At 66.1% G+C, this 21749-nt stretch carries 8 protein-coding genes and 1 CRISPR repeat array; of the genes, 5 read left to right on the top strand and 3 right to left on the bottom strand.

Features of this window, described 5'->3' with window-relative positions; genetic code table 11:
- Positions 1–134: 134 nt before the first annotated feature.
- Positions 135–2603: a CRISPR direct-repeat array (repeat unit 29 nt; unit sequence GGGATCACCCCCGCGTACGCGGGGAGCAG).
- Between the two features lie 604 nt (positions 2604–3207).
- Positions 3208–6468: an NACHT domain-containing protein gene (locus ABTW87_RS01885; RefSeq protein ID WP_350647603.1), complete on the bottom strand. Its 3261-nt coding sequence runs from the start codon at positions 6466–6468 to the stop codon at positions 3208–3210.
- A gap of 1167 nt (positions 6469–7635) precedes the next feature.
- Between ABTW87_RS01885 and ABTW87_RS01890 the strand changes: the two genes are divergently transcribed.
- The 3 genes from ABTW87_RS01890 (at position 7636) to ABTW87_RS01900 (ending at position 16512) form a co-directional block, all read left to right on the top strand.
- Entirely contained in the window at positions 7636–9156 is a 1521-nt protein-coding gene (locus tag ABTW87_RS01890) for a pentapeptide repeat-containing protein (protein ID WP_350647605.1), read from the top strand.
- A 253-nt stretch (positions 9157–9409) separates the two neighbouring features.
- Positions 9410–16129, top strand: a complete 6720-nt coding sequence (locus ABTW87_RS01895; RefSeq protein WP_350648034.1) for a polymorphic toxin-type HINT domain-containing protein — start codon at positions 9410–9412, stop codon at positions 16127–16129.
- 2 nt (positions 16130–16131) lie between these two features.
- Positions 16132–16512 carry a DUF6188 family protein gene (locus tag ABTW87_RS01900; protein WP_350647607.1) on the top strand — a complete coding sequence of 127 codons (381 nt, stop codon included), beginning with the start codon at positions 16132–16134 and terminating at the stop codon, positions 16510–16512.
- 211 nt (positions 16513–16723) lie between these two features.
- Here ABTW87_RS01900 and ABTW87_RS01905 read toward each other — a convergent pair whose 3' ends face one another.
- A complete protein-coding gene (locus ABTW87_RS01905; protein ID WP_350647609.1) occupies positions 16724–16966 on the bottom strand; it encodes a hypothetical protein in 243 nt (80 codons plus the stop codon).
- A 52-nt stretch (positions 16967–17018) separates the two neighbouring features.
- Positions 17019–18443: a hypothetical protein gene (locus ABTW87_RS01910; protein WP_350647610.1), complete on the bottom strand. Its 1425-nt coding sequence runs from the start codon at positions 18441–18443 to the stop codon at positions 17019–17021.
- A gap of 382 nt (positions 18444–18825) precedes the next feature.
- Between ABTW87_RS01910 and ABTW87_RS01915 the strand changes: the two genes are divergently transcribed.
- Together ABTW87_RS01915 and ABTW87_RS01920 are read left to right on the top strand one after the other, a co-directional pair.
- On the top strand, positions 18826–21003 hold the full coding sequence (locus tag ABTW87_RS01915) for a glycoside hydrolase domain-containing protein (RefSeq protein WP_350647611.1): 2178 nt from the start codon (positions 18826–18828) through the stop codon (positions 21001–21003).
- Positions 21004–21012: 9 nt separating this feature from the next.
- A complete protein-coding gene (locus tag ABTW87_RS01920; protein WP_350647613.1) occupies positions 21013–21675 on the top strand; it encodes a hypothetical protein in 663 nt (220 codons plus the stop codon).
- The last annotated feature ends 74 nt before the right edge of the window (positions 21676–21749 follow it).

The raw sequence follows: 21749 nt of genomic DNA on the forward strand, positions 1-21749 counted from the left end.
CGCCCAGTCCTCCACGCTCAACACCCTCCCGATACTGGAAGGGGGGTCCAGATTCGCCCGCCGCCTGGGGGTCAGTCTTCACGCGTCGCCGACAGGGAGCAGATTCGACTGCTCGTCGCGGTGGGCGGCGAGGACGGATCACCCCCGCGTACGCGGGGAGCAGCAACGCAAACGCGCGTCTCAACGTCTCTCCAATGGATCACCCCCGCGTACGCGGGGAGCAGGCCGGCACGAACAGGAGGTAGTCCCAGTCCAAGGGATCACCCCCGCGTACGCGGGGAGCAGTGCGCCAGGAGATCGAGGCCGCGGTGGACCGCGGGATCACCCCCGCGTACGCGGGGAGCAGGCCGCCTTCCCACCCAGCGTCGGCCGGTCGAAGGGATCACCCCCGCGTACGCGGGGAGCAGCGCTCCCTTGGTTCACTGCGGCTTGCTCCTCTGGGATCACCCCCGCATACGCGGGGAGCAGCTCGCGGAAGACGCGTACGTGCTCGAAACCCGAGGATCACCCCCGCGTACGCGGGGAGCAGGGCGCCGAGGTGGTGCTCGGGTTCGACGGGTCGGGATCACCCCCGCGTACGCGGGGAGCAGGACGTGCTCACCGACCGGTGGGGCTGGGAGGCGGGATCACCCCCGCGTACGCGGGGAGCAGCGCGGCCACGGTCGCGGTGGCCACCGCCACCCAGGATCACCCCCGCGTACGCGGGTAGCAGCGGGCAGTGGCGGGTGGAGGTTTCCGCGACGGGGGATCACCCCCGCGTACGCGGGGACCAGGTCGTCGGCGTGCCCGGCCCCTTGGTTGACCAGGGATCACCCCCGCGTACGCGGGGAGCAGGTGACCACGCCTACCCTCATCATTGAGGTCGGGAGTTCACCCCCGCGTACGCGGGGAGCAGGAGCGGTTGTGGGCGCAGGTGCTGGGTCGGGAGGGATCACCCCCGCGTACGCGGGGAGCAGTCAGCCACCACTACCCCCTCGGAGTGCCGGGTGGGATCACCCCCGCGTACGCGGGGAGCAGTCCGCCAGCCCGTATTGCACGTCGAACTCATCGGGATCACCCCCGCGTACGCGGGGAGCAGCCGAACACCTCGCCGCGTTCGATCCGCAGCAGGGGATCACCCCCGCGTACGCGGGAAGCAGTCCTGCGCCCGCCACACCTCAACCCGGTCCGGGGGATCACCCCCGCGTACGCGGGGAGCAGGACGCCGCCCGGGCGCTGCGCGCGGCCGCCAAGGGATCACCCCCGCGTACGCGGGGAGCAGCGGGCCGACCAGCGCGACACCGCCGAATACGAGGGATCACCCCCGCGTACGCGGGGAGCAGTCCAACAGCTCCTCCAGGGACCGCTTGCAGGCGGGATCACCCCCGCGTACGCGGGGAGCAGCCGGTTGAGGACTCCGGGGTGCTGGCCGGTGACGGATCACCCCCGCGCACGCGGGGAGCAGGGCGTTACGGGCGGCGCGCTCGTTGCGGTCCCGGGATCACCCCCGCGTACGCGGGGAGCAGAGTCCCCGCTCATGCGACCAGCCGCCGGGCCAGGGATCACCCCCGCGTACGCGGGGAGCAGTTGTACGCGTTGCGCGCGCCCTGATGCGCCGAGGGATCACCCCCGCGTACGCGGGGAGCAGATCTGCCCGCAAAGGTAGAAACAACTCGCAAGGGGATCACCCCCGCGTACGCGGGGAGCAGACCCCGATGCTTGCGCTCATCGCGTGCATCCTGGGATCACCCCCGCGTACGCGGGGAGCAGGTTGAGCAGGCCGGCCTCGACGCTGAGCAGGCGGGATCACCCCCGCGTACGCGGGGAGCAGCTTCTTGGTCATGGCGGGCTCCTGTCCGGTCAGGGATCACCCCCGCGTACGCGGGGAGCAGGCCCGCCTTCGGGCTCGGCGGGCTGCCACGGCGGGATCACCCCCGCGTACGCGGGGAGCAGAACCGGACGATCATCCCGGTGGGGATCGGCGAGGGATCACCCCCGCGTACGCGGGGAGCAGGACGAGGCGGCCGGCAACATCAAACACATCACGGGATCACCCCCGCGTACGCGGGGAGCAGATCGCCTTACGGACCCGCTGCTTCGTCACCTTGGGATCACCCCCGCGTACGCGGGGAGCAGAGCCTGGACGGTGCGGTGACGGAGCTGGTCGGGGGATCACCCCCGCGTACGCGGGGAGCAGGCCGCCTCGGCGATCTCGTCAAGACGCTGCGAGGGATCACCCCCGCGTACGCGGGGAGCAGAGGGCGCGTTGCTGGCTGATGTGATCCGCCGGAGGATCACCCCCGCGTACGCGGGGAGCAGGTACAGGCGCATCGTCTCGATGGCCGGCCGGCGGGATCACCCCCGCGTACGCGGGGAGCAGTGCTGCGCACGTTCCGCACCGAGGTGATGTGCGGGATCACCCCCGCGTACGCGGGGAGCAGACCCGGGGCCGTCCGGGCCCCCCTCAGGGCCACGGATCACCCCCGCGTACGCGGGGAGCAGCTACGCTTCTTGCTCTGTTCCATCATGCGAAGCGGATCACCCCCGCGTACGCGGGGAGCAGGACAGCCACGACTTCACCGCCGACAGCAACCAGGGATCACCCCCGCGTACGCGGGGAGCAGACTTCCTGACCTGCTGCTCTAAAGATCGTTTGAGTAGTTTTTCTTCACTCGACCTTCTAAGATCGTCTTCTGCCGGCTCGTGAACTTCAGGACTCAATCTGGTTGCAGCCTATATGGCAATCGCTGTGATGGGTTGGTGCGAACCTTCACCCGCTCGATGTCAGTGGTGTCATGTATCAATAACCGACGGAGCCGGTTTCGGCGTGTGGCGTTGCCTCTAATACCGACGCGCCTTCACGACCCGGCGAGCAGCGCCTGCCACCTGGCGTCGGGTTCCCCTTTTCCTGATCGTTCCTCTCGACCCCTGACACCAGGTGCGACGGCCATCAGCAGGATCGCGAACCGCCGGGGAAGCGTCAGCGACTGCTCACCGTGGGCGGGACCGCACAGGGGCGTAACCATAATGGTCATTCCGCACGCGTCGGGTCCGGCCGCCAGTCCTTCCGCGGCGAGTCGGCGGCTCGCCGCAGCTTCTGGTCGGGCCATTGACCGGCGGTGTTGGCCGACCAGACGGCGAGATCGCCCGGAGGACAGCATCGACGCACCAGCCTGCATGAAGCAGCCCTCAGAACATCATCCACGGGCCTTCGCATCGAGCAGCAGATTAGCGCGACGTCTTGACGGCCGTGAAGGTGGAACGACTAGGAACTACCTGGTCGATTTTCAGAAGATAGCGGACCCACCGCATCGCATCTTCGGCGGAGCTAACTCGCTGTCGACGAATTCCAGCTGCTGCGGCGGCAGCTTCGGCGAACTCCTCCAGCATGCTGATGTCGCCCGGCAAGAGGGCAGGATTGGAGGCGGCAGCTGCGAAGACCAAAGAAACCCAAATTGGCGACTCGGGCGAGCTTCCGATATAGATCGTCGGGTTTCGCAACTCGCCGAAATGCTGAACTAATTGCGGGTGGATAGCCACGGGAATGGCGAGCTCCGGAACGGGTTCCTGTGGAGGCCGGTTCTCTAGACAGAGGCGAACTAGCACAGCAATATCGTCAATCTTTGCGTTGATTGAGTGATGGTAAAGGTAGTTCGCTATCACCCGACAGAGGTTCTCCCCCCTAAGGCCAGCAGGTGCTATGTGCGACTCGGCCAAGTGCTTGAGGCGGGCTGGAGCAGAACCGGACGGCTGGGCGAACCCCTCCGCCAGAACGCTCACCAGAACTCCGTATTCATTGTGGCCGTCGTCGTCGGGATGAATTCCTGCATGTAGTGCCAAACCGGCCCGAAGGTCGGCCTCGGCTTCTCTGTCGCCGATCAGGCGAAGGTACGCGATGTGCGAGGAGACGGGCGAGCTACGAAGACGTCGCTTGACAGAAGGCGGATCTGGCCGAACATCGAGAGCGTCATGGAGCGACATCCAACCCGATGGGTCAAGTCCCGCACGCCAAAGGTTGACGGTTGATTCCCACCAGTCTCCGGCCGTCGTGTCGGGGGGAGCGATCTGTTCGATCGGCACGTAGGATTCCGAGGCAGACACACGCAGCAACAAGAGGTTAGCTGAGTAAGCCGCTAGGCGACGGAGCTCGTCGTTGGACGACGCTTGGTACGAGGCGTAGACCGGGTTGATCCGACGCTGGCGGCTAGACCTTATCAGCATGTCGATGGTGCTCTGAAGGGCGCTCACCGCGGCGTCGGCACCTGAAATCTCGGATACGAAGTCCAGGATGCTCTGACGTGCGGAGAGCGGGTGGTGGCTGAGCAGTGCGTACAGCAGGTTGTCGTCCGTCACTTGGCCCGGCAGCGCCCCGAATCCTGCTCGCACCGCCGGAAGTTGCCGAAGCATCTGCACCGTGAATTTGGCAACTAGGTACTCGCCGAATGTGGCGTGCAAAAATTCGTAGGACCGACGAACTCCGTCCGGCCTGTGAACGTTCGCCTCCGCCGCGTAGACGAAGAAGAACCTACCGATAGTCTGCTGACCTATCTGTTCACGTGAGACTCCTTGGGAGTCAGCGCGAAGGGCATTCGGCTCGCCCAAGGCTACCAGGTCGTCCCCAAGTCGATTGTCGGCAATATCCTGTCGACCACGGTTGAACATCCCGAACGCTGTAACCCCTAGCCTCCACAGTTGTGCGTAGACTGCGTCGTCGACTTCCTCATCGCGCCGTCCCTGTAGCTGCTTCAAGACCTCGCGGCGAACGAAGTTCGTTAATAGGCGCTCGTATAGCGCAGTCGTTGACAACTTCCCAGCCAGGATGGGGGCGTTCGGATCGGCTGCATACAGGGCGAGCATAAGTAGTAAGAGCGGCTGACGCGCAAGAGACGGATAACCCAGCGCAACTTCGGCGCTGAGTTCTCCTACCGTCCCGTCCTCAATATGTGCTTGATTCGCCCGTCGCCACGTCTGCAACCAGGATTTGATGTGGTTGTCGCTAAATTCCTCTAGCCGGGCAATCGGCAAACCTCGAGGGATGCGGACGTTATCCGTCACGACGGTCCTGCTGGTTACAATTACCACAACCGGATGATTCTGGTCGGCCTCCCGTTGCTGGAAATCCATGATCTCCTGGAGGTAGCCGGCCCGGTCGTTGGCGGTGGCTTGTAGCAGCTCGTCGAGCCCGTCCAGGAGTACTACTCGGAGCGTGTCCTTGCTCTGCTCGACCAGGGTTGGCCAGTCGGTCCGCCCGTGGGTGACCTCGTCCAGTGCCTGCTGAATTTGGTGGTACACGGGTGCCGTTGCGTCGACGCGACGCAAGGCGACGCGGACGACCGTATATGAATCAGATGGGATGCGGGCTGCCAAGACCTTCGTTAATAGCGACTTCCCTGCTCCGGGATGGCCAAGGAGTAGTAGGGGGATGCTCGCGCTCGTCGGGGACATCAAGTGCGCGGCTAAGAAGATGCTTAGGTTCTTCGAAACCGGGACTTCTCGCCACCAGTTATCGTTGGCGGGCTGGCTTTCTTTGTCAAAAACTGTATGTCTGAACTGCGGCTCGACGTAGATTTCTTCGACCGTCGGGAAGATGATGTCATCCAAGCCGTGGAAAGCATCGGCTGGAACGATCGGCTCACGTAGGAGACCGCGTGATGCGTTCATCAGCGCTTGACGGGCTGTCTGGTCTTGTGGTGGATTGTTGATCGATACCGTGGCGAGAAGCGCTTGTGTCGAGGCGAGAGCCCTTGATTGGGCCCGAAATGCCTGGTTAACCTCGTCTCGCAGGGTTGCGATTTTTGCCCGCGTTGAAGAATGTTCGCCGAGGGTTGCCCAAACAAACAACTCCGGTACGTCGGCCGCCATTTTAACGTAGTGCGACTTGTACCGCTCTAGCGCCCCGGACACGACGTGATCGCGCTTTTCTGTGTTGTCGAGTGTTCTGACGAGACGCTCCTGGCCGGCGGACTGAGCCAGGCCAGCGATGAAACGCTGTGTCTCTGTTGCCATCAGGAAGAGGTGCTGCTGTATACGATCGAGGTTCTCGTAGTAGCCGACTGACGCGGACGGAATCGGCGTTCGGCTTAGGAGGAGCCGCTCCAGTACTGGTTGTACCAGCAAACCGTCCGTGCCGGCCGTGAGGCTAACCTTCTCGCATAAGGTAATTTTGAGGGAGTCGTAGTCCTTCTTGTCTACGCTCTCCCGCATCACTTCGAAGAACGCGCTACCTACAAGGGTTGTGTGCGCTGCTGCTATTAGCTCATGTCTTTCAAGGCCGCCTGTCTTGAGTAAGCGGTTCAGGCCCGCATCCAGGAGTTGCCGCACGGTCGATGCTGCTTCATTCTTCTGGTCCACCAGTCCCCACAGTCCGCCCAGCCACGCGACGGGCGCGAGCGGGCTGAGCAGGAGGATCCCACCCATGAGCGTGTTGAGGCGTTCGAGACGGGGGTGATCGTTTTTGCCCAGAATCTTGAGAGCGCCCGCATAGGTCATGCTTGGGTGGTGTCTCATGAGCAACCGCCAGTGCTCGGGGTCGGTGCAGCCTTCATAGCACACCCGTCGCTATGCAGCGATCGTGAACGATGCTCAAGCTCCCGATGCGTGTGGGCAGGCCATGAGGCCGACATAGACCAGTCCGACCGTGGTCTGTCCAATGAGGATCTTGTTTTGTCCTGCAACCGCGAGGATGTTCGCTGTTCGCCCGACTCGCAGTAGTGGTCACCGCAGCAACGCGACGCCTTCGACGCCGCCCATCAGCGTCACGGCGACCAGCAGTGGTGGCTGCTGTTCTCCGGAACCGAGGCCGGCAACGGATACGGCTCCCCGGTCGACCCGGCGGAGGCAACGAGGATCGCGGCGGCTTTCGCCCAGCCGTACTGGTACAGCTGGGTGAGAACAGCCGGGTTCCACGACGACGCCGGACTCTGCGGCCCTGCGACGCCCCGTACTGCCACCACCACTGGAACGTCTCCAGCAGCGGATGCGGCACATGCCCCCGCGGCTGCGGCAAGAGCCTCGACCCCCCTTTGGTGGCCCGACGACCTCTAGCCTGGGCCTCTCTCAGCTGCCTGGCGGGTCAGTCGAGGTCAAGGTCGATGTAGGCGGGGTCGTGGTCGGATCCGTCGCCGCTGATCTGGGTGCGGCGCATGACGCATCGCGACCACGCGGAGCTGTTCCAGTCGCTGAAGCCCACTTCGGGCGACTACCGAACGCTCTATGATGACGAGTTCGCGGCCCGGGCGGAGCCGTACTACTAGCGGTGGATCTGGGCGGCGAAGGTTCCGGCGCCGCTGGAGGCCAAACCGGATCAGACCGAGACGTCGGTCCAGTGCTTTCGCACCGACGACATCCGGGCGTGGACTCCGGGGGCCAGGGCCAACCTCGCCGGAGGCTACGAGAAGGTCGCCCCGCACATCCGCCCTGGGCTGATTCTCTGCGACTGGGAGTACACCCGCCCCGGCGACTCGTACGACATGGCGTACAACGGGTTGGCGTACGTGACCAGCGCTGGGTGTTCACACCGAAACCGTGGCGGGTCCTCGGGTGAGAGGACACCAGCCTCCGCGGCGATGCAGGAAGCCACCAGCCACGCCGGCGTCCGCTCCCGCGCCCGTGTCCGATCCGGCCCCGACGCCCGTCCCGGCTCCAGTGGTAACACTCATGCCGGCCCTGGTCGACTGGTTCCAGCGGGTCGCCGCCGTCGCGGCCCTGCTCACCGCCCTAGGCACGGTCGGCGCGCTGTGGTTCACCCGCCAGTCGCTGGACCACACCGCCGAAACAACTGACGCCACCCGGCGCCAGGTCGAGGTCGCCGAGAAGGGGCAGGTGACCGATCGCTACATCCGGGCCACCGACCAACTGGGCTCCGGCGTCCGGCTGGGCGCGATCCACGCCTTCGCGCGGCTGATGGACGACTCGAAGCCGGACATCCCCACCATCGTGGAGGTGCTGGCGGCCTACGTCCGCGAACACGCGCCGCGGGCGCGTCCCGGACCCACCCCGTCGCCCCTGCCCGAGGGTTGCCCCGAGAAGACGGCCAAACCCACCCGCACACTCGCCGCAGACGTGCAGGCCGCGCTCACCGCGATCGGTCGGCGGCCGGTCGACCCCGGCCTGCCACCAGCGCGGATAGACCTCACCGGCGTCGACCTCACCGGCGCCGACCTCGTCCGCCTCCATCTGAACGGCGCCCAACTGTCCAGCGCGGACCTCTCGAGCGCCAACCTGTTCGAGGCGCACCTGGAACAGGCGGTGCTGCGCAACGCCCGACTGACCCACGCGACGCTGCGTCACGCCCACCTGTCCGGCGCGGACCTGTCCGGCGCGGACCTGTCCGACGCCGACCTGAGCGACGCCAATCTGGAAGAGGTCGACGCCACCACCGCCTTCTTCCCCGATGCCACCATGCCTCGGGTCAGGTTGTCGCACGCGGTGCTGAACCGAACGGACTTCGTCCTGGCGAACCTGTGCTGGGCGAGCCTGGGCAGCGCCACCCTGACGGCAACCAACTTCACCGCGGCGAACCTCACCGAGACGTACCTGGTCGACGCCCGCTTCGACAACACCCAGCTCATGGGCGCCGACCTCACCCGCCGAGGGCCTAACCAGGCCGCAGCTCGCAAAGGCGGTCACCGACCGGCGAACCCGGCTCCCCGCCGACCTACCGTGAGGATGACGTCCGTGTCACGTCGCCCGGGCCAACCCCGCAGCTATCGAGAATCGCGTCCGGCGTTGTCCGACTTCGGGGTTCCCTCCGAGTCAGCCGGTCCGACGCCGATCAGGTCGCCTTCCTTCTCGCGCCTGTCCGCAGGGCGTCGAGGTCTCGTTCGGCGAACTGCCGGTGATGCCACTCATGGTTCAGGACGATCAGCAGGCACTCGCGCACCGGGAAGCTTTCCGGCGATCGCCAGCCGGCCCCCTCGACCGGCTGAGTGCGGCTGGCCAGGGACTCATCGGTCAGACCGTCGAGCACCCGTGCGCACGGTCGCCATCCGGTCGCGGCGCAGCGCCAGGACCTCGTCGAGCGAGGGACGGGCCTCGCGGTCCCGCGGAATCCCGGGGCGTCCGGCATCTCGTCCCACGGCAAGTCTAGCGGGTTCCGCGGCTTGTTCTCCGAGGCTCGGGCCGCAACCGCCGCTCGACATTCAGGTAAGAAGATCTCTGGCATGCCCGCCAAAGTGAACAAATCCGACTATCGAGATCTGCATTAGGGCGACTCGGCTTCCGCTGCTGTTTCGGAACTAATTGAATCTACCGGGCACCTACGGTCATGCCGCGTGCGGTTAGATGGGCATTTCGAATCATGTCTTGACAGGTTCTTGATCTCCTCCGGATACTCGCGGGACTCGTTGATCATCCAGCCCCCGGAGTTCGCGTGTCTGCTCACCGTCGTATGGCTTCGGCTCGTCGTCGGGCCCGCCTCCTGTCGCCGTTGTTGGTGGGGTCGTTGGTGGCCTCGTTGCTGGGCGGGGTGCCGGCGGCGCTGGCCGCCCCTGCCGCAGAGCCGGGTGGGCAGGAGCGGCCGGTGCCGGTGTCATCGGCGGCGACGAAGCCCAAGCCGCTGCCCAAGATGCCGGCGTTCGTGGGCAAGAAGGTGGTGTGGCCGTCCACGGGGTCTGCGGTAGTGGACTTGCCCTTGTCGGCGGATCGCTCGCGGCGTTTGCAGGGTACGGCGAAGCCGGGCGGCCTGCCGGTTGCGGTGACGGCAGTGGACGACGGCGCGACGGATGTGCTGTCGGGTCGGGCGTTGGCGGATGCGGCGGACGCGTCGGAACTGCCGGGGAAGGTGCGGGTTGAGGTCCTCGATCGGAAGGCGGCCGAGCGGGCGGGGGTGGCGCTGGCGCTGAAGGTCGCCCGCGCCGACGGTGCCGGGCGGGGGCGCGCCGAGGTGCGGGTGGATTATTCGGCGTTCGCGCACGCGTACGGCGGGGACTGGGCGTGGCGGCTGCGGTTGGCGAAGATGCCGGCGTGTGCGTTGACCACACCGGAGGCTGAGCAGTGCGGCCAGGTCAGGTGGCTGGACTCGGTCAACGACGGTGAGGCCGGTGTGGTCACCGCAGAGGTGGATCTGGCCGGTTCGTCGCCGGTGACGCGGGATGCCGGCACGACGGGGGTCGACGACACCCTGACGGCGGCTGGCGGTGAGGTCATGGTGTTGACCGCCAGCGGTTCCTCGAGCGAATCCGGGGACTTTTCGAAGACGGACTTGAAGGAGTCCTCGACGTGGGCGGTCAGCGGTAACTCGGGCAGCTTCACCTACGCGTATCCGATGGAGGCGCCTCCGGTGCCGGGTGGTCTGGTGCCGCAGGTGGGCTTGGGCTATAGCTCGGGTGCGGTGGACGGGCAGACGGCGGGGTCGAACACGCAGCCGTCGACGTTCGGGGAGGGCTGGAACTACACCCCTGGCTTCATCGAGCGCACCTACCGTGCGTGTGTGGACGATTCGGAGAATTCGCCGTATTGGACGTCGCTGAACTACACCGGGGACCTGTGTTGGCGGCTGCCGAACGCGCAGATCATGCTCAACGGCATCTCCAGCGAGATCGTCCTTGGTGACGATGGGAAGTGGCGGCTGGGTGACGACGACGGGTCGAAGGTGGAGTTGCTGACCGGCGCGGGCAACGGTGACAACGACGGTGAGCACTGGAAGATCACTACGACGGACGGGACCGAGTACTGGTTCGGTCGGCATGCTCTGCCCAACGGCAAGGGCTACACGAATTCCACGCCGGTGGTGCCGGTGTTCGCGAATCACTCGGGTGAGCCGTGTTTTAGCACGTCGTCGGCGGGGGCGTCGCGGTGTCAGCAGGCGTGGCGGTGGATGCTCGACTATGTCGTGGACCGCAACGGTAACGAGATCTCGTACTGGTACGGCCGGGCGACCGTTTTTACCGGGTTGATGAACTCGGCGTCGACGACGGCCGGTTATCACCGTGAGGTGTACCTGAACCGGATCGATTACGGTACCCACAAGTCCGATGCCTCGACGGTGTCGGCGCCGGCGCGGATGGTGTTCACCAACTCCGACCGCTGTGTGACCACCTCCTGCGGTACGCATGATGAGGCGAACTGGCCGGACACTCCGTGGGACTTGGAGTGTCTCTCCGCGCCGTGTTCCAACAACCTGACGCCGACGTTCTGGTCGACCAGGCGGGTGTCCAAGATCTCGACCGAGGTGCTGAAGAGCGGCTCGTACTCGGTGGTGGACGAGTGGGCGATCGGACAGTCCTTCCCGTCGGCGCCGTCGCCGGTGTTGTGGCTGTCCAGTATCCAACGCACCGGCAAATCCGCGGGTACCTCGGTCACGCTGCCGAAGCTGCTGACCTACGGCACGAAGACGCAGAACCGGGCCGACTACGACCCGAACGCGACGATGCAGTCCCACGAGAAGTACCGCATCACCAAACTGCAAACCGAGACAGGCGGCCAGGTCGACGTCACCTATGCGGCCCCCGACACCGGCTGTGCGTTCGGCGGTAGCTTCCCCAACCCGGACAACAACTCCAAGCGCTGCTTCCCGCAGTACTACACCAACCCGTCGGGTCAGACGGGGTGGGCGTGGTGGCACAAGCGGATCGTGGCCAAGGTCGTCGCAGCCGACCTGCTCGGCGGATCCCCGCCGATCACCACGGAGTACAGCTACTCGACGGCGAACTCCTCCACCAGCGTGCTGTGGGGACACTCGGACGGTGCTGCGGTGTGGGGAGCGCCGTTGGCGAAGCGGTCCTGGTCGGACTGGGCCGGCTACACCAACGTCACCGTCAGGAAGGGCAACCCGACGGGTACCAGGTCGCAGGTCGATTACCTGTACCTGCGGGGCCTGCACGGTGACCGCACCGACTCCGGCACCCGCACGGTGTCGGTGACCCCGTTCGACTCGGTGGCCGGTGGGGGAGCGGCCACGGACGCCGAGTACCGGCGTGGGCATCTGCTCAACGAGCGGACCTACGACCAGGCCGGCGGCAGCGTGGTACAGATCCTCAAGCACGACCCGTGGACCTCCACCACCGGCACGCGGACGCTGTCGACGTCGTGGGCGGTGCCGAACGTGCACAAGTCCTACATCAACAGGACCGGCAAGGAGATCCGCTGGGAGTGGGTCGACGGCGCCTGGTCACAGCGGTTTCTGGTCGACACCAGCTACGACTCCACCTTCGGGCGGGTGCTGACCGTCTCCGACGAGGGTGGCCCAGCCACCGACGACCAGACCTGCACCACGTACACCTACGCCGACAACCCGGCGACCTACAAGTACGCCTTCGTCGCGCGGAAGAAGATCACGTCCGGCAGTTGTTCAGGGAGCTTGTACTCGCTGCTCGGCGATACTCGCTACTACTACGACGGGCTCGCCTACGTCGGTGACGCGCCGGGACGCGGCAATGTGACGAAGAGTGAGAGCTGGAAAGACGCCAAGCTCCACTTCCCGGCTGACGGCTGGGTCATCGCATCGCAGAACGTCGTCTACAACCCGCACGGCCAGGTCACCTCGGCCACCGACGCGCTGGGCCGCACCACGACCACCACCTACACCGAAAACGCCGACCGGCTGGCTACCCAGATGACGGTCACGAACCCGGCCGGGCACGCGGTCACCAGCACCTTCGACGTGACTCGCGGCCTGCCACTGACCGTTACTGATGCCAATGGCAAGGTCACGACCGGGACCTATGACGCGCTGGGCCGGACGCTGTCGGTGACCAAGCCCGGCAACACGACCGGCACCCCGGACGAGCAGTACGGCTACAGCCTGTCCCAGACCGCGCCGTCGTGGGTGTCAACCAAGTCCCTCGGGCCGAACGGCACCCAGGTCAGTTCATACGAGATCTACGACGGCCTGCTGCGACACCGCCAGAGCCAGGCGACCGCCGCCGACGGCAAGAGGGTTATCACCGAACGCGTGTATGACGAGCGGGGCCTGACAATCAAGGACTCGCTGTTCTGGAACACCGACTCCGCGCCGACCTCCACGCTGGTGACGGCGGCAGACTCGGTGATCGAACGACAAACCCGGTTCGCCTATGACGGGCGTGGCCGTCAGACCGCGGCCGAACTTTGGTCGCTGGACGCGTACAAGTGGAAGACCACCACCGCGTACGCCTGGAACTCGACCACCGTCACGCCGCCGGCCGGCTCCTTCCCGACGCGGAACGTGGTCGATGACCACGGCCGGGTTGTGGAGAAGCGTCAGTACCACACGGCGGACACCAGCGGTGCACACGACACGACCCGCTACGACTACAACTTGCGCAACGAACTGGTGTCGGTCACCGACCCCGCCGGCAACATTTGGCGGTACTCCTACGACCTGCTCGGCCGCCAACGCACCGTCGGCGACCCCGACGCTGGCACCAGCGTCTTCAACTACGACGACGCCGGCCAGGTGACAAGCATCCGTGACGGCCGCGACGAACTGCTGGCCTTCGTCTACGACAACCTCGGCCGCAAGACCGAGATGCGCGATGACACAACGACGGGAACCCTGCGCGCCAAGTGGGTCTACGACACCCTCGCCAAGGGCCAACTGACCAGCGCCACCCGCTATGACACCGACGGGCTGGCCTACACCACCAGCGTCGGCTCCTACGACGACGCCTACCGCCCCCGGTCCACGACGGTCACCATCCCGGCGTCCACCGCGAACGGCGTCCTCGCCGGCACCTACACCACATCAATGACCTACAAGGCCAACGGCGCACCGGCGACGATCAGCCTGCCCGGCGTCGGCGGCCTGCCCACCGAAACGCTGACCTACACCTACCTCAACCAAGGACTGCTCACCTCGGTGAGCTCCGGTCAGCAGACCTACCTCGCCGACGTCGACTACGCCTACGACGGCCTGCCCTACCGCACCTACCTCGGCGCCGCCGGCAAGCAGGTCCGGTTCACCACGCAGCACGCCACCAGCCACCGCCGCCTGATGGACGCCCAGGTCCACACCGAAAACCAGACCACCCCCGGCACCTGGGACGACAAGTTCAGCACCCAATACGCGTACCAGGACAACGGCCTTATCGCCGTCATCGCCGGCAAGACCAACGGCGTACGTGACCAGGTCGAATGCTTCGACTACGACTACCAGCACCGGCTCGTCGAAGCATGGACCGAAGCAAGCTGGAACTGCGCCACACCACAACGCGCCGGCGCGGACCCCTACTGGCGGCAGTGGACCTTCGACACCGTCGGCAACCGGACAACCCAGGTCGACAAGGACCCAGGCGGTGACACCACCTGGACGTACACCACCCCCGCGGCCGGGCAGCCCCAACCGCACACGCTGATCAGCGTGTCCGCGACCGGACCCAAGGCCGGCACCCCCACCCGATCCTTCACATACGACGCCGCCGGCAACACCCTCACCCGCACCACCGAAACCGGCGCCGGCCAAACCCTGACCTGGGACCCCGAAGGCCACCTGGACACCCTCACTGAGAGCGGCCAGACGACTAGGTATCTGTACGATGCCGACGGCAACCGGCTCATCTCCCGCGCACCCGACAAGACCACCCTCTACCTCGGCAACACCGAACTCGAACTCACCACCGGCAGCACACAACCCGACGGCACCCGCCACTACGACGGCTACGCCGTCCGCGACGTCACCGGCCTCAAGTGGACGATCAACAACCACCAAGGCACCAGCAACATCCAGATCGACCCCGGTACCCTGGCCAGCCAACGCCGCCGAAGCATGCCCTACGGCGAAGAACGCGGAACAACACCAACTCCCTGGCTGGGCACCAAGGGATTCGTCGGCGGCACCACCGACGACACCGGCCTCACCCACCTCGGCGCCCGCGAATACGACCCCACCCTCGGACGGTTCATCTCCGTCGACCCCATCCAAGACCTTGCCGATACCCAGCAGTGGCACGGCTACGCATACAGCAACAACAGCCCAATCACCTTCTCCGACCCCAGCGGCCTCATCCACATCGAAGGAAACAGCCAAAGCGAAGGCGGCCAGATCGGCTACCAAACCGACAGTGGTGTCACTGTCACCGGACAGCCGTTGAACCAGCCCGCGACGCCCCCGCCCCCGCCCCCGCCGCCCACTACCAACAACCTCGGACAGGCCACCCTCGGCGTAGAACCAGGCGTCACCGAAGTCTGGACCCTCGACCACATCGCGACACTCAGATTCCAAGCAGGTTACGACCAAATCGGCACATGGGAGCAGGGTCAGGTCCTGCGCCTAGTCTTCTGCCACAACAACCCCAAGCGCTGCGCGGAAATGGAGGCCGAAGAGAACCACCAAGCAGGCGAATTCTTCGCCGGCCTCGCCCTTGAACTGTCCGGCTACAACGACGCCAAGGCCTGCGTCGGCGGAAGCGTCTCAGGCTGCGCCTGGACCGGCGTCGCTCTCATTCCGATCGTGGGGAAAGCCGCCGGCACGCTAGGGAAGTCATTCGTCAAATGGGCAACGAAGTTCTTTGGGAAGGCATGCAGCTTTAGCGGCGACACACACGTCCTCATGGCCGACGGCAGTACCAAGGCCATCAGGGACGTTCAAGTTGGAGACGTGGTCCTGGCCACAGATCCCGAAACGGGCGAGGAAGGCCCCCGCACGGTTGTCCGTCTATGGGTCCACGAGGACCAGCTGGTCGACTTGAAGTTGGCAGGCGGTGAAGTCGTCACAACTACCGAGGACCACCCGTTCTGGAACCAGACCGACCAGCAGTGGCAAGCCAGCCAGGATCTTGACCCAGGCGATACCCTACGCACGGCATCCGGAGGAAGCGTTGCTGTCAACGGCATCGAATGGGACACCTTCCAAGAAGGCTTGGCGTACAACCTGACCGTCGCCGACATTCACACGTACTATGTGATGGCAAGCAACACCCCGGTCCTCGTACACAACACTGGGTGCGATGTCCCTGTGCCGCTCGGTCCTCATCGTCCCGCTGGAACAGGCGATAACTGGGTGGCGAGAACGGCTGATAATGGCAAGGGGCAGGTGTGGCAGGCCCCTGGCGCAACGGGAAACGCGGACATGGTTCGCGTGATGAATCCGACCACGATGTATCCGAATGGGTATGTGCGCTTCTACAACGGACATGGTCAGCCGATCGGGCTCAATGGAAAGCCGGGCTCGAAGGCCGAGACGCACATCCCGATGAATTCCGATGGTACGTACCCTCTTCCGAACGGCTGGTAGGTATGGATTTGAGTGTTCGAGGTCAGTCGGTGAATCGCGTCTGCTTCGACGCCGCCTTTACGATCCTTACGAGTGGGGACTGCGAACTGCGCGTTGAGACGGAGGCGATCATTAGGGCGCCGGAGGGTGAAAAGTTCCGCTTTGACCCGGAATATCCGGGCGATGCGGCAGCTCATCTGGCGCAGTTAGTGCGCGATACGATTACGCTGGCTGAAGCGGGAAGCGCTGGGGATCTTCGAGTGCTGTTCGAAAGTGGCGCGGCACTAACAGTTGCTCCGCATTCTGACTACGAGGCTTGGGGGTTTGTGGGGCCGAAGGGAAGGCGGATTACGTGCATGCCTGGGGGCGAGATCGCATTGTGGGGTGGGCAGGGGGCATCGTGAACTTGATCCCGGACCTATAAGTCATGCCCGCCCGGGCGTCCGGTGTTGGCTACAGCGCTTGCAAAGTGGCGGCCTTAATCGTCGAACGGTTTCAGTGTTAGGTGAAGCAGCTTTGGACGTGGTGTTGTCAGACCCACCTAATAGCGTACCTACGGCCAGGCCGGCAGGAGACTATTTCGATGATGTCTGTGTAGTCAATGCTGAGTCGGGACTATAGACAGTGATTGACGGGCGCTGGACGCCGCCGTGAGCGCAGTTCGCCCCGTTCCAGGGCGTCCTGCATGCTGCGGCCCTCGATCCACTTCATGACGAAGTACAAACGGTCGCCCTCGCCGTCCGGTGCCTGCCCGACGAACACCTCCCGTACCTTCACCAGCGCCCGATGCTCCAGGTGGGTCAGAATCGCCGCCTGGGTTCGCAGCTCCTCCAGCTGGCGTTCGGCGCCACCACTCATCTGGCTACGCGCGATACCGGACTACCCCAAGCCATGATCCAGGAGACACGCCCTAGTGGTTCGCGCTCGCGTACACCTTTTCCGGCAGGTTGAGCCACCACGCTGCCGCGGCTCTTACCGGCTCCGGCATCCGGTCGTCGGCGCGTAACCGTTGCAGCATGGCGACATTCCGGGACATGCCGAGGCCGTAGGTCAGGCCGTTCAACGCCGCCGCGCTCGCCGACTGGCGCGTCCGCCCCCACAGGCGGGCGTGATAGGCGATCGCCCGCCCCCAGAACTGGTCGTCGCTGCGCCCGCCCACGTGCCCGATCGCCTGTGCTGCCGCAACGGTGATCGGGGCCGGCATCCCGCTCGCGATAACCAGCCGCTCGATTACCGCCCGTTGCTCGCTTCCCCCGAGCAGCCGCAGCGCCTCGATCATGGCGGGCGCCACCGGCGCGGCGAGTACCGCCGGACCGGCCAGCTCCGCGGACAGCGCGGTGGCAAGGCGTTGGCGGTACGGAGTGCCGCTCACGGCGATAGCTGCATACATCCGGACGTCGAACACCGGGCTGAAGAGCATCTCGTCGACCAGGATCGGCAGCACGTCGTCGTGGAACGGAGGTGCGTCGCCGGGCATCAGGGCCAGGACAGTGTTGGTGATGCGGTCGACCAGGTGCCGGCTCGCCTCCCCTTCCGCCAGCCGGCCGGCGCGAAGGACTTGCTGCAGAGTCGGATCGGTGGCCAGTCGGCGCAGCCGGTTCCGGCTGGCCCTCGAGGCGGTGTCCGGCAGTCGGCGGAGCAACTCGACCGCGAGCGGCTGGACATCTTCACGCCTGGTCGAATCGGAAGCCAACTCGTGAATGATCGCCACCAGGACCGGCATCTCCCCGTCGGTGAAATGCCCGAAACGGAGCTTCCTCACGCTCGCCAGCAGAGCGCCGAACTGGGCTCGTTCATTCGTCGGGTGGATCAGCTGACGCAGCACGTGCCGGTTGGCGTCGGGATGGCCGCTCGCGTCGAGCGCGCTCACCGTCTCGATGAAGACCTGATTGGTGCGGTCGGCCGCGAGGCTGGCGCAGGCGGCGACGGCTGCCTGTTGGCCGACGGGATGGGCCAGCAGGCGGCTCAGCGCTTCGTAGCGCTGCATCCAGGCGATCCCGTCGGCGACGATGGTTTCGCTAAGCAGTCGCTCGGCAATGGCCGTCCAGGCTCGCTGCGGGCTGATCACCACCTGCGGCGCCGCGGCCAATCGCCGGGTGAGCTCGTCCCACTCCATCCCGGTGAGCAGTGCCGTCGAGGAGCTAGCCATGTCCACGAGCTCGGTGAGTCGGTCCGGCGCCGCCAGTCGCTCCGGACCTCGGGTCAGCACCGGCGAGGCGTCGCCGGTGGATGCCGCGTACCGATAGATGGTGTCGATCAACGCCACGAGCCGATGCGACGGTAGGTCGAGCAGCTCCTCGTACCGGCAGATCGCCAGGTACGGCACGCGGACCACGGCGGTCTCCCAGCGCGAGATCTGGTAGACGCTGGTGCGTTCGGGCCAGGAGCCGCCCTGGAACGCCTGGGCGAAGTCGGCCGACCGCAGCCACCGCTCGGTTGGCCCGTACAGCCGGTTGACCCGCAGCAGCCATCCCACGCGCTGCTGGTGCGCCGGCAGACGCGGACGGGCCGCCGGTCCGGCACTCGACCCGTACGGACGCCCACGACGGCCGGAGGCACTCCGCCCGGCTCCCACGGGCTATTTATTGCACAGGGGGTTACGCTGTGCAACGCCTCCGCCACTAGCCGACACCAAGGCCGATCCTGTGGGCACCCCACGCACACCGACCGTCCTCCCGCCTCTCCGCCCACCTGAAGCGCCGTCGGAACGAGGAGCCATGCCCATCGACATCCACAAGCGGGCAATCTGGGCTCAGTACGTGAACCCAGACCAGCAACCGCACGCCGCCGCAGCTCCCAAGTGCAGTAGCAACCCCGACTGGAACCCGGTCGGCGGCGTGTTCATCCACCACCGCGGCCCGGCGGACCCATTCGGCAACGATTACGAGTCGGAGGTCGCGTGCCAGATGGATGTCGCCGAGATCTACGAAAACCACATCCGTGACCACAAGGAGTACGACGGGGACATCGCCTATAACTTCCTCGTCTGCCGGCACGGCGACATCTACGAGGGCCGTGGGTACGAGCGCGGTGAGGCCAACTCTCCGGGCTACATCTGCGACGACGGGGAGACGATAGGCAGGAACGCGGGGTTCTACTCCATCTGTGCGCTCATGCGGTCGAACCACACGGCGACCGAGGCGATGCTGGGCGCCTACCGCCGGCTCATCGCGCACCTACGGGCCGAGGCTCCCAGGAAGGCTGGGCTCAGGATCCTTCCGCATTCCTTCGAGTCCAACATTCCCACCGAGTGCCCCGGCAACCTGACGATGTACGCCCAGCGGGGCTCGACGATCGACCCGAGCGTGCCCTGGACCGGCCTCGCGGACATCCACGTCTTCGGGGCCCAGCGTTGGGTGAACGCCGCGTACCGCGCTGCCCCGGGATACGTGGCCTGTCCCGAGGACGGGCGTACCGGCTGGTCGACCGTGCTGTCGCTCACCCAGGGACTGCAACACGAACTCGGCATCTCTCCGACCGTGCAGAACTTCGGCCCCGGCACCTTCGAGGCGGTCCGCAGGCGCGACACCCTCCCCGCGGAGGAGTTCAACCTGAACCTGGTGCGGATCTACAACGCGGCCCTGTGGTGCAAGGGCTACTGGACCTCGGACGAGCTGATCGACTGGAACAGCGACTCCCGTAACGCCCTCGAGAAGCTCTACGGTGACGCGGGTCTGTCGTACGCGGACGAGTCGATGCGGCGCAGGATGTGGCCGCACGTCGTCAAGGCGCTGATGCGCATGGACCAGTTCCAGCTCGTGCCCGGCGGCGACGCCGAGATCCAGCGCATCCAGCAGCGGCTCAACGTACGCTACGTCGCCGACGTGGGAATTCCCACGATGCGGCTTGTGCCCTGCGACGGCTTCTACTCCCGGGACGTCCAGCAGGGGCTCATGATGGCCGTCCAGTACGAAATCGGCATCTACCTGCACTCGATCAACGGCTACTTCGGACCCGGTACCCAGGCTGGGCTGAAGGGGCGGGGTTCCGGCCAGCTCACCGGCGACCTCCGGTACCTGTTCCGGGCGGCCTGCTACTTCAACTCCCCAACCATGCTGGCGGGCCCACGCCCGACGCCGCTGGGCTACCGTCCGGAGGACATCGGTACCGACAGTACGACCAGCACGCACGTGGAGTGGGTGGCTGCCTTCCAGCGCTTCTCGCAGATACCGGTCACCGGCACCAACGACTACACCACGTGGGCGCAGCTGCTCGTGTCCTGTGGTGACACCGCCCGGCCGGCCACCGGCTGCGACTGCATCACCCAGATCACCGCCACCCGCGCCGCGCAACTGAGGACCGCCGGCTACCAGATCGTCGGCCGCTACCTGGACGAACACCTGCCACCGACCGACGAGTACTACCTTGACAAGGCTCTCAAGCCCGGCGAGCCGCAGACCATCCTGGACGCGGGGCTCAGCTTCTTCCCGATCTTCCAGTACAACGGCACGCAGTTGGTCAACTTCACGTACCAGAAGGGGTACGACCAGGGCAGGATCGCCCACCAGAAGGCCGTCGAGCACCGCATCCCCGCCGGCGCCTGCATCTACTTCGCCGTCGACTACGACGCGTTGGACGTCGACATCGACACCCACATCAATCCCTACTTTCGAGGAGTGCGGGACGGCCTTGCCGAACTGGGCAACCGCTACGTCTTCGGCGTCTACGGCTCGCGCCACGTGTGCACCCGCGTCTCCCGCGAGGTCGGCGCCCGCTGGTCGCTGGTCTCCGGGATGTCCTGGGGCTACTCCGGCAACCTCGGATTCCCTTTGCCGGACAACTGGTCGTTCAACCAGATCAGGGAGTACGAGTTCCAGCCGGGCTGGGGACTGGACCACGACGTCTGGCGCCACGGAGCCGACCCCGGCGTCTCCGCCCTCGACAGCGCCGGGTGAGGAGCAAAGATGATCACAAGACGTAATCTGCTCGGCGTCGCCGCCGGTGCCGGCATCCTGGCCGTCGCCCCCGGTATGGCCGCCCGCGCGAGCGACACGAGCGCGGGTCGGTGGACGGGTCCCCGATCCGCGAACGGCTGGCGCATCGACCCCGCCGCCATCGCCACGTACCGGGTCGAGGGATCGAGCGCCACGGTGGCCCTGCGGCCAGGTCCCGCCGCCACGGTGCTGCTGCACGTCGCCCGCCGCTGGCACTACGAGATCGCCCCCCTCGACAGCGGCGAGGGCGGCGGGATCGCCGGCCACACCACCCGCCGGACGGTCCGGGCGGCCTACGAGTCCAACCACCTGTCCGGCACCGCCACCGCGCTGCATCCCGCCGCGTACCCCGCCGGTGGCAGCGAGCGGTTGTGGCCGCATCACGAGACGATCGTGCGGGACATCCTCGTGGACTGCGACGGCACGGTCGTCTGGGGAGGCGACCTCACGCCGGCGAAGGCCTCGCACTTCCACCTCGTCGCCGGACCCGGCGACGCCGCCCTCGCCCGCACCGCCGCACGGCTGGACACGAGCGTGCAGACGGAGTTCCGGGCCCAGACCGCCGGCCGGGTCGCCGATCCGGCGACACCCGCACGACGCGCCAAGGCTCGCCGTCCGCCCCGCCCACGCTGACCGTCAGCACACCACCGGAGGCGAGCGGTCGCCCGTCGCCTTGCCTGCCCGACCACCCGGTCACCCACACGGTC

This window comes from Micromonospora sp. NPDC126480, assembly GCF_040302465.1.
Classification (GTDB): domain Bacteria; phylum Actinomycetota; class Actinomycetes; order Mycobacteriales; family Micromonosporaceae; genus Micromonospora.